Below are 10348 nucleotides of genomic sequence, written 5' to 3'. Positions count from 1 at the left end.
GCGTTTACTGGATTGAAGTAGTAGATACCAATGGCAACCGTCTTGCAATGGGCAGGGTGGATGTTATAAGATAAAACTACTGGTAAATAATATTTTATGCCTTTTTTCAAGTCCTCCGAATTTTTTTCGGGGGACTTTTTTATTTGGTTTTGCAATTTTGGCAGATAAATAAATAGGAATGCTTTTTGCCCAACTTCCTAAAAAGAATTATTATGGGAATTATTCTGGTATCAATAATATTTATGGTGCTGGGTATGATAGTACAGTTTAGGCTTAAAAGCAAATTTACAGAATATGCAAAAATGCCAACCAGCAGTGGCTTGAGTGGAAAAGAAGTTGCCGAGAAAATGCTTAAACAAAATGGCATTTATGATGTTCAGGTTGTCTCGGTGGCCGGTTTTTTATCAGACCATTATAACCCACTTAACAAAACTGTTAATTTAAGCGCCGACGTATATGAAGGAAAGAATGTATCAGCTGCTGCAGTAGCAGCCCATGAATGTGGCCATGCTGTACAACATGCTACAGCATATTCAATGCTGATGTTAAGAAGCAGGTTAGTGCCTGCTGTAAAAATTAGCAGTAATTTATCCCAATGGGTTATAATTGCAGGATTAGGAATGTTTGGTTTTGGAGGTGGTAACACTACTGTTTTACTTATAGGCATTATTCTTTTTGCTGTAAGCACATTGTTTTCTGTAATAACATTGCCGGTTGAATTTGACGCATCGGCCAGAGCTTTAAAATGGATGGAAACTGCCAATATTACAACTAACGCTGAACATGATAAAGCAAAAGATGCCTTAAAATGGGCTGCTCTTACTTATGTGGTAGCTGCATTAGCATCTGTTGCAATGCTTTTACAATATATCTTAATTTATCAATCACGGAGCAGGGATTAATCAAAAATGATTTCATCTTTAACACTACCAACTATCAACTATATTTGTAACCATAAATAATTTTAACTACTATGGATTTTGGAAAAGAATTTCAAAAGTATGCAGTAAAGCATAAAGGAATAAGCAGTAATGTACTGGATGGTTACATAAAACATAATGTAACTAACCTTACTCCTAATATTATTGAAGAAAGACCCATGAATGTTGCTGTAATGGATGTGTACAGCAGGCTAATGATGGACAGGATAATTTTTTTAGGCTATCCTATTAGTGACGAAGTGGCTAATATTGTTACTGCACAATTACTGTTTTTAGAAAGTACTGACAGAACTCGTGATATTCAAATGTATATCAACAGCCCTGGGGGAAGCGTTTATGCAGGTTTAGGAATGTATGATACGATGCAGTTTATTACTCCTGATATTGCAACAATTTGTACAGGAATGGCAGCAAGTATGGGTGCAGTTTTAATGTGTGCAGGTGCAAAAGGGAAAAGAACAGCGCTTAAACACAGCCGTATTATGATGCACCAGCCAAGTGCAGGTGCAGGTGGGCAGGCAAGTGATATTTTAATAACGGTAAATGAAATAAAAAAAATAAAGAAAGAATTGTATGAAATAATTGCTTTTCATACAGGGCAACCTGTAGAAAAAGTAGCAACAGATTCCGACAGAGACTACTGGATGACATCAACAGAAGCAAAAGAATATGGGTTGATTGATGAGGTACTGGTAATGAATCCAAGAAAATTAAAAAAAGATAAATAATAAGGTTAAACGTTGATGGTTGAAAGTTGGCGGTAGCGTGCCGCAACTCTAAACTTCTAAACTTCTAAACACTAAACTTTTAAAAAAATGAATTTATACAGCAGAACAATAAGAAATGAAGACGAAGACGACAATCCAAAAGAATTGCCGGAAAACCCAATGGAAAAAATGATGAGCGGATGGCAGTTTGATAAAAAATTTATTGAACAGCGTAAAATATTCTTATGGGGTGTGGTGGATGATAAAAGTGCTAAGGACATAACGGCAAGGTTACTTTATTTAGAGGCCATTGATCCCGGGAAAGAGATAACTTTTTACATTAACAGCCCTGGTGGAATGGTAGTGAGCGGTATGGTTGTTTATGATACTATGCAAATGATCAGCTCTCCGGTAAGTACGGTTTGTATGGGTATGGCTGCCAGCATGGGAAGTATTTTATTAAGTGGTGGTACTAAGGGCCGCCGGTTTATTTTTCCTCATGGCGAAGTAATGATACACCAGCCAAGTGGCGGCGGACAAGGCACCAGTGCCGATTTAGAAATAATGGCTTTGCAAATTGCCAAGACTAAAGAAATGGGCGCAAAAATACTTGCTGAAAATTGCGGCCAAACTTATGAAAAAGTAATGAAAGACTTTGACAGAGATTACTGGATGGATGCAAAAGAATCTATTGCTTATGGCATTGTGGATGGCACTTTGGATAAACTATAATAATTTTTAAACTATTTTATTGATGCTGCTCTTTAAATGGAGCGGCATTTTTTATCTGCGAAAATCCGTGCAATCTCCCGAAAAAGTCGGGACAGGTGTGGCTAACCACACTTAACTTTACACAATGCAGTTTAATGAAATTATAAATGCAAAACTTAGCCAGGAAACTGACCGGCCTTTGATGAAAAAAGATCTTTTTCCGGTAAGTGAGGGGTTGCAGCATTATTTACATAATTATGGAAGGGATATTAAATTGCCCATGGTTTATAAAGATTTGCTTAACTACCGGTACGCTACTTCGTTAAAAGATAAACATGGAAAATTTACACACTGGGAAAATGCAGTGTATGATTTAAAAGAAATGGAATTTTTAAAAGAAGGGCTTATTAAAACTTATGCCATCCTTAAAACAGAAGGAAACCTTAGTTATATAAAACACCTGGATGTAGAGAGAATTGATTTTTGTGAATTTGGCAACAGTGTGCCTTTTAGAATACGCATAAAGAATAAGGTAAACGATAATTACGATCATTATTATATAAAGGCTGCTGACGCATCAAGGATTTACGGGCTTGAACTGGAGCATTTGCTTTCTCCCAACCGCATTACCTTTTTACACCATAAAAATACTTTGGTGGAAGAACATATACCAGGCATACCCGGCGATATTTTTTTACAGGATTACATGAAGCTACCGGAAACTAATAAAATACGCATAGCAAAAGAGTTTGTAAAATTTAACGAACGTTGTTTTGCAAGATTACTGGGAGACATGCGGAGCTATAATTTTGTAGTGGATATTACACCTGATATTGAAGATTATCAATACCGGCTGAGAGCGATAGATTTTGACCAGCAATGTTACGAGGGCAAAAAAAATCTTTACCTGCCACAATTTTACAAAGAGAATTTTGAATATGTAGAATTGGTTCTAAAAAGTCTGAGCTCCGAAGTTATTGAACAATATCAAACTGAAGAAAGAACCACTATGGCATACCGGGTAATAGCAAGCCGAAAGCAGTTGATGGAATTACTAAATATTATGGCCCATGATGAACTTTCGGAAAATTATAAAGTAAAAATTTTAAGGGATGAGCTGAATGAGCATTTTAAAAATAACTCTTTTTCTAAATGTAAAACCATGGGCTCCATCGTAAAAAGACAGTTAAAACAAATGCTTCAAAAGCATTTAAAACAGGTTCAGGGTATTTGAGAAGCAGAAAAAATAAGTAATTACTGGTAATGCCGCCAGTCAGTAGGCCGCTTAAGCAACATTTTTCACTATAATATTGTCTGCTTATTGACGTTCTAAATAATGCTTTTGTATATTTGCAGTCCAGCAAAAGCAACTAATAACAGCTATAATGGCAAAACAGCAAACACTACATTGTTCTTTCTGCGGCCGCAGCCGCGACGAAGTTAAAATATTAATTGCAGGGCAAGATGGTCATATTTGCGAAAATTGCGTGGAGCATGCCGAAGAAATAATTGAACAGGAGTTGGGTAATACTACCGATAATAAGCATACAAATACACCTACTCATAAACTTACTGTAAAAAAACCTGTTGAAATAAAGGCTTTTTTGGATGAATATGTTATTGGCCAGGATGATGCCAAAAAGATTTTAGCAGTGGCGGTATAAAATCACTATAAAAGATTAAATCAAAAAGTAGAAAATGATGTAGAGATTGAGAAGAGCAACATTATTATGGTAGGCGAAACAGGTACAGGAAAAACGCTATTGGCAAAATCGATTGCACGTATGCTTAACGTGCCTTTTGCAATTGTTGACGCTACGGTTTTTACAGAAGCAGGTTATGTAGGTGAAGATGTGGAAAGTATGCTGAGCCGCTTGTTACAGGCTTGTAATTACGATGTAAATGCAGCAGAAAAGGGAATTGTATTTATTGATGAGATAGATAAAATTGCCCGTAAAAGTGATAACCCTTCTATTACAAGAGACGTAAGTGGGGAAGGTGTACAGCAAGGCTTATTAAAATTGCTGGAAGGTACTGAAGTATTAGTGCCACCACAGGGTGGAAGAAAACATCCGGAACAAAAATTAATAAAAGTAAACACACAAAATATTTTATTTATCTGCGGTGGTGCTTTCGACGGGGTGGATAAAATTATTGCCCGCCGTGTTAATACCAATGCCATTGGGTTTAACGTAAATAAAGAATTGCAGGAATACCAGCACAACAACCTCTTGCATTTTGTTAATGCAGTTGACTTAAAACATTTTGGATTGATACCGGAATTGCTGGGTCGTTTACCTGTGGTTACTTATCTAAATCCATTAGATGCTGTTACGTTAAGAAGTATATTAACAGAACCAAAAAATGCTTTAATAAAACAGTTTACCCGTTTGTTTGATATTGAAGGCATCGAATTAAAATTTGAATCTGCAGTGTACGATTTTATGGTAGAGAAAGCTTTGGAATACAAATTAGGTGCCCGTGGGCTCCGCAGTATTTGCGAAAGTATTTTAACGGATGCTATGTATGAACTCCCCTCTCAAAAAGTAAAAACCTTTGAAGTAACTTTGGAATATGCCATGCGTAAATTTAGCACCAGTAAATTGAGTATGTTAAAAGTGGCTTAACACCGCTTTTTACTTTCTTCTCATTTTATATTTCTTGTTCACTTTAGGGCTGTTAAAATATTCATCCAATTCCTTTTCATTTGGGGCTTGTTCTGCAATAGGGATATCAATAAGCTGTATCTGCGTTTGCTTTAACTCATCTCTTAATTTACGGGATTTATTAAGAATATCAGGGTCACGTGAACCCACCAACCGGTTTTCTGTTAGCAGGTATTCAAGTCTTTTAATACTGCTGCGTATAAGTGTGGCCGTGTTTTGCTCATAACTGCTGTTAGGTGCTGTAGCTTCCTTTACAGGTACAAGTGCTACACCAATACTTGGCAAAATCTTTCCTGCAGTTTGTTGATTGCTATTAGGTAAAGAAGAAAAAATTGTGCCACCTAAAGCAGTAGATGCAGAAGTAAGATCAAAAGCAGTTCTGGTGCGTTTTACTTTTTTTATTTTTCTATCTACAATTCTAAAGCTGCTTTTTAGTTGTGTTATATACTTAGTTACTTCCAGATATAAATTTTCAAATTCGAGTGCCTGTTGCGGATAATTGATATTTTCCTTTACGGTAATTTCAATAAGGGCAGTATCAGATACATGAAATTTTGTCGAGCCAATAAAATACAAATTAATTTTCTTCTGCTTCTCTTTTTCATTTTCTTTTATAAAATCAAAAGGGGCAACCCAGGTAAAATCATCGCCGCAATGGGTAATATTTGTACTGGATTTAATGGCATAATTACTTATATAGTTAATGCCTTCTATTGGAAAACTCCCATTATCGCATTGCAGTTTAAAACTCAAAGTATCTCCTTCGTCAATAAAAAGGTTACTGGTAACTGTAGGTTTAATTTTAGAAGGAATAATTTCTGTACTGTAAAAGAGCATTGTAAAAAATGTATCAACTTTATCCGCAGGATTATTTAAATTTTGCACACTTAAAGGCACCCGGTATTCGTAATCGTATTTTAAACGCCCCGATAGAAAAAAAGACTTATCAACTTTTGTGGTAAGCAACCCATTATCTTTATTAATTTTTACTCCTACCGGCGAGTTTTTAATAAACCAGTAATATTGGGACATGTCTTTATTTATTTCCAGCTGATAGCGCAGCGCTGAATCTACATGTATGGTAAAGTATGGGTTAAGGTTTTTTATACGTAATGAAGCAGTATCAACGCCTGCCTGCTTTTGAATGGTATCGTATATTACCTGGCAGTATGCATTTGCTGAAATGATTACAATTGTAAATAACAGGCCGGTTTTCTTCATGATTACGTTAAGGCTTTTTTTAAAACACGAATTTAAATAAATACAGCCGTAATTAAATGCTGCGCTGTTAATACACTTATTTTTTAATAATTGTTAAGTGTGTTTATAATAACGAAATAATGAATAATTGTAAATCTTTCTCCCCAACTTTCAAACAAACGCAATTCATTTTAGGTGGTTGTTAATTTTCAATTTATTTTTACACGGTTGCATTAATTCGCTTTGATAAAAGTTGCACAATGGTATGCGGTACAAGTGAGTGACACAACGATGATGCCATGAAAAACAACTGCCCGTTTCAAAAAATAATTAAACATAATCTTCTCTGTTCCCCCTTTAGGGGATAGGGGTAAATCTCAAATAAGTAATGGTTGATGTAATATTAGGCCTGCAATGGGGCGACGAAGGAAAAGGAAAAATAGTAGATTACTTTGCTAAAAATTATGATGTGGTGGCCAGGTTTCAGGGCGGGCCAAACGCCGGGCATACTTTGTATGTGGACGGTAAAAAAATTGTGCTGCATCAAATACCCAGTGGTATTTTTCACGAAAGTAAAACTAACCTTATAGGCAACGGGGTGGTGCTGGATGCCGTTACCCTAAAAAGAGAATGCGAAAACGTAGCTGCATTTGGGGTAGATTATAAAAAGAACATGTACATCAGCGAACGTGCCCACTTAATTTTGCCTACGCACAGGGCTATTGATAAAGCCAGCGAACTAAGCAAGGGCAATGAAAAGATAGGAAGTACGTTAAAGGGCATTGGGCCGGCTTACATGGATAAGACGGGCCGCAATGGTTTAAGGGTAGGAAATTTATTAGATAAAAGTTTTACTACAGAATACATTAAGCTGCGCCTGAAGCACCAGAAAATATTAGAGAGCTTTAATTTTCAGGAAGATATTAGCGCATGGGAAGAAGAATTTTTTGAAGCCATTGAATTTTTAAAGGAATTTAAAATAGTGAATGGAGAATATTTCATTAATGACAGGATTCAGAAGGGACAAAAAATTTTAGCAGAAGGTGCACAGGGAAGTATGCTGGATGTGGACTTTGGAACATTTCCTTTTGTAACAAGCAGCAATACTATTTCGGCTGGTGTCTGTACTGGATTGGGCGTTGCGCCACAAAAAATTAAAGAGGTATTCGGCGTGTCGAAAGCATATTGTACAAGAGTGGGCAGCGGTCCATTTCCTACAGAATTAAATGATGAAACTGGCGAGTTAATAAGAAAGACTGGAAGTGAATTTGGAGCTACTACAGGAAGGCCAAGGCGTTGTGGCTGGATTGACCTGGTGGCATTGCAGTTTGCCTGCATGATTAACGGGGTTACCCAAATAATAATGACAAAATCAGATATTCTGGATAATTTAGATGAATTGAAAGTTTGTAATGGTTACAAGATTAATGGAGAGGAAAAGAATTATGTGCCATTTCAGATGAATAGAGTTAATATTGAACCGGTATACAAAAGCTTTGATGGTTGGAAAACAGATATTACCGCAATGAAAGATTTTAGTGAGCTTCCGCAGCAAATGAAAAGCTATATTGATTACCTTAATAACTTTTTAAAAGTACCGGTAAAATACATTAGTAATGGCCCCGGTAAAGAGCAAATTATAATAGCTTAAAAAAAATATTTAAAAAAGTTGCTGATATTTTTGGCAATGTAAAAAACTCGTACAAATTTTACAGTAACAACCTGTTCAATTTATGGCAATAAAATCCGAAAAAGAAAAAAAGACACCTGCAAAGAAAATTGCAGCTGCTGAAATTACATCTGCAAAAAAATCGCCAAAGAAAACTGATGACGATGATGATGACATGGAAGAAACTAAACCAGCAAAAGGGAAAAGTGCATCGAAGAAAAAAGGTAAAGAGGACGATGACGATGACGATGATGATGTTGAAGTAGCAGATGATTGGGAAAAACCCGAAGAGGAAGATGATTGGGATCCTGACTTTGATGAGTTTGATGTTCCAAAATCAAAAGGAAAAAAAGCTACCGGTAAAAAACCAGGCAAAGGCGATGATGATGATTTAAAAATGGACGATGATTTTAAAGACCTTGGTTTAGATGATTTAGGTGGCGGCGGCGGGGGTTTTGATGACGATGATGATTTTTAAAAGCCCTTAACCCCTTGCACAGCATCCTGCGGAGAAGGAGATCATAGCTTTTATAATTTAAATTTTCTTTCTGTTTTGTAAATTTCAAACAATGCGCTTTTGCAAAAATTTGAAAAGGAATAATAAAAGCCGTGAACAGAACTCCTGAAATTTTTGCGCTAAATAATTTTACTGAATTCAGAATACAAATGTTGAACTGGTCAAACCGGTTCAACGTTTTTTGTTTATTAGATAACCAGCATTATAATTTTAGTGCCCCGGCTTTTGAATGTTTGCTTGCAGTGGGAAGTAAAAAGAATATCACACTGCAAAGCGGTAATGCATTTGAAAAATTAAAACATTTTTACAAAGAAAATAATGGCTGGCTGTTTGGCCACCTCGGGTACGATTTAAAAAACGAAACAGAAAAATTATCTTCTGCCAATTTTGATGGAATAGGATTTGACGACATGCATTTTTTTGTGCCGGATGTTGTACTAAAACTTACCGAAAAAGAAGTGTATATTTTTTGTGATGATGATGCAAAGGAAATTTTTGATGCCATACAGTCCGAATCTTTAAGTATCCCTGTTAATAAGCAATCTGATCTTGATATTAAAAACAGAATTTCAAAAACAGCTTACATTGATACCATACAAAAATTAAAACAACATATTTTACGTGGCGATTGTTACGAAATAAATTTTTGCCAGGAATTTTTTGCAGAAGATGCGGTAATTGATCCGTTATATGTTTATCATAAATTGATACAGCTTTCTCCCAACCCATTTGCTGCATTATATAAATTAGATGATAAGTTTTGTATTTGCGCCAGCCCCGAACGGTATTTAAAAAAAGAAGGGAATAAAATTTTTTCTCAACCTATTAAAGGTACCAGCAAAAGGGATTTGGTTAACAAAGAAAATGATCTGCAAAACAAAAACTATTTATCTGCAAACGAAAAAGAAAAAAGTGAAAATGTAATGGTGGTAGATTTAGTGCGTAACGATTTAAGTAAAGTATGTAAAGAAGGTACCGTAAAAGTAGATGAACTGTTTGGGGTGTACAGTTTTCCGCAGGTGCATCAAATGATAAGCACTATCAGCGGCCAGGTAAAAGATAATATTGACTGGATAGATATTGTTAAAGCAACTTTCCCCATGGGGTCGATGACTGGTGCACCCAAAAAAAGAGTGATGGAATTAATTGAACATTACGAGCAAACCAAACGTGGCTTATTTTCAGGTGCCATCGGCTATATAAACCCAGATGGTGATTTTGATTTTAATGTGGTAATCCGAAGTATATTTTATAATGCTTCCACCCGTTACCTTTCTTTTAAAGCCGGTGGAGGAATAACTTTTTACAGCGATGCAGAAAAAGAGTATGAAGAGTGTTTGTTGAAAGCGGAGGCTATGAGGAAAGTGCTGGAGTAATTATTTCCCTTTCTTCTTTTCTTTTTTTGTTTTTACTGCCGGATAAAAAGTTTGATTGTTAGAAATATTATTATCGCCTAATAAAATTTGCACACACTCATTTAAGATAATATATTTATTGGCTTGAAAAAGCTGCATTTTATCTTGCGGTAAACGTAAATCGTAATTGCCGTTGTTGGTCATCATGTAATCAAACTCAGGGTTAAAGCGGTTGAACTGCAAAATATCCATGGCAAGGTTTTTAGCAATAACTATAGAATTGTATTTACCTGATATAGCTTGCGTGGCAGTAGTTTCCAATTCTTCTGGTGTAAGTTGGGGTTTAGTATCAAATGGGTTTGCACCCGGCCCGTTACTATTCATTTCGTAATTGCCATTTTGATTGCTAACAGTTGTAACGCCGCCACTGCCTTCCATAATATAATGTGTGGCAATAAAGCGCTTAACGTAAGTTCTGGATTCGGCAGGCAAATGATATTGAAGGTTCCAGAAATTACGACTGCCACTTTTTTTAATAGCACTGTACACTCTTCCCGGTCCGCCATTGTAAGCTGCCATCAC

The 10348-nt window shown here is 36.0% G+C and carries 9 protein-coding genes and 2 pseudogenes; 9 read left to right on the top strand and 2 right to left on the bottom strand.

The window, feature by feature from the left end:
* Positions 1-212: 212 nt before the first annotated feature.
* From ACY651_RS21160 to clpX, 6 genes and pseudogenes are all read left to right on the top strand, one after another.
* Positions 213-902: a zinc metallopeptidase gene (locus ACY651_RS21160; protein WP_462255512.1), complete on the top strand. Its 690-nt coding sequence runs from the start codon at positions 213-215 to the stop codon at positions 900-902.
* A 71-nt stretch (positions 903-973) separates the two neighbouring features.
* Positions 974-1669 (top strand): ClpP family protease, encoded by a 696-nt coding sequence (locus ACY651_RS21155; RefSeq protein WP_462255511.1) that lies wholly within the window; start codon positions 974-976, stop codon positions 1667-1669.
* Between the two features lie 87 nt (positions 1670-1756).
* The gene (locus ACY651_RS21150; protein ID WP_462255510.1) at positions 1757-2380 is read left to right on the top strand and encodes a ClpP family protease; all 624 of its coding nucleotides are present in this window, start codon (positions 1757-1759) and stop codon (positions 2378-2380) included.
* A 124-nt stretch (positions 2381-2504) separates the two neighbouring features.
* Positions 2505-3593, top strand: coding sequence for a hypothetical protein (locus ACY651_RS21145; RefSeq protein ID WP_462255509.1), 1089 nt, complete (start codon positions 2505-2507; stop codon positions 3591-3593).
* A 151-nt stretch (positions 3594-3744) separates the two neighbouring features.
* The gene (locus ACY651_RS21140; protein WP_462255508.1) at positions 3745-4023 is read left to right on the top strand and encodes a ClpX C4-type zinc finger protein; all 279 of its coding nucleotides are present in this window, start codon (positions 3745-3747) and stop codon (positions 4021-4023) included.
* A 12-nt stretch (positions 4024-4035) separates the two neighbouring features.
* Positions 4036-4986 (top strand): annotated as a pseudogene (clpX, locus tag ACY651_RS21135) (ATP-dependent Clp protease ATP-binding subunit ClpX); the annotation flags it as partial.
* 9 nt (positions 4987-4995) lie between these two features.
* Here the strand turns inward: clpX and ACY651_RS21130 are convergent.
* Positions 4996-6246, bottom strand: coding sequence for a hypothetical protein (locus ACY651_RS21130; protein WP_462255507.1), 1251 nt, complete (start codon positions 6244-6246; stop codon positions 4996-4998).
* A 367-nt stretch (positions 6247-6613) separates the two neighbouring features.
* Here ACY651_RS21130 and ACY651_RS21125 point away from each other — a divergent pair, with 367 nt between their 5' ends.
* The 3 genes from ACY651_RS21125 to ACY651_RS21115 all read left to right on the top strand — a co-directional run bounded on the left by ACY651_RS21125 (position 6614) and on the right by ACY651_RS21115 (position 9787).
* Complete coding sequence (locus tag ACY651_RS21125) at positions 6614-7876, top strand: adenylosuccinate synthase (protein ID WP_462219020.1); 1263 nt, start codon at positions 6614-6616, stop codon at positions 7874-7876.
* An 82-nt stretch (positions 7877-7958) separates the two neighbouring features.
* Positions 7959-8372 (top strand): hypothetical protein, encoded by a 414-nt coding sequence (locus ACY651_RS21120; protein ID WP_462255506.1) that lies wholly within the window; start codon positions 7959-7961, stop codon positions 8370-8372.
* Between the two features lie 131 nt (positions 8373-8503).
* Complete coding sequence (locus ACY651_RS21115; RefSeq protein WP_462255505.1) at positions 8504-9787, top strand: anthranilate synthase component I family protein; 1284 nt, start codon at positions 8504-8506, stop codon at positions 9785-9787.
* On the opposite strand, the pseudogene ACY651_RS21110 reads toward ACY651_RS21115, so the two are convergent.
* Positions 9788-10348: pseudogene (locus ACY651_RS21110) on the bottom strand (hypothetical protein); the annotation flags it as partial.

It is taken from the genome of Ferruginibacter sp., assembly GCF_031391665.1.
Taxonomy (GTDB): domain Bacteria; phylum Bacteroidota; class Bacteroidia; order Chitinophagales; family Chitinophagaceae; genus Ferruginibacter.
Note: the sequence above shows the minus strand (reverse complement) of the source record. Positions and strands in the feature narration are given on the sequence as shown.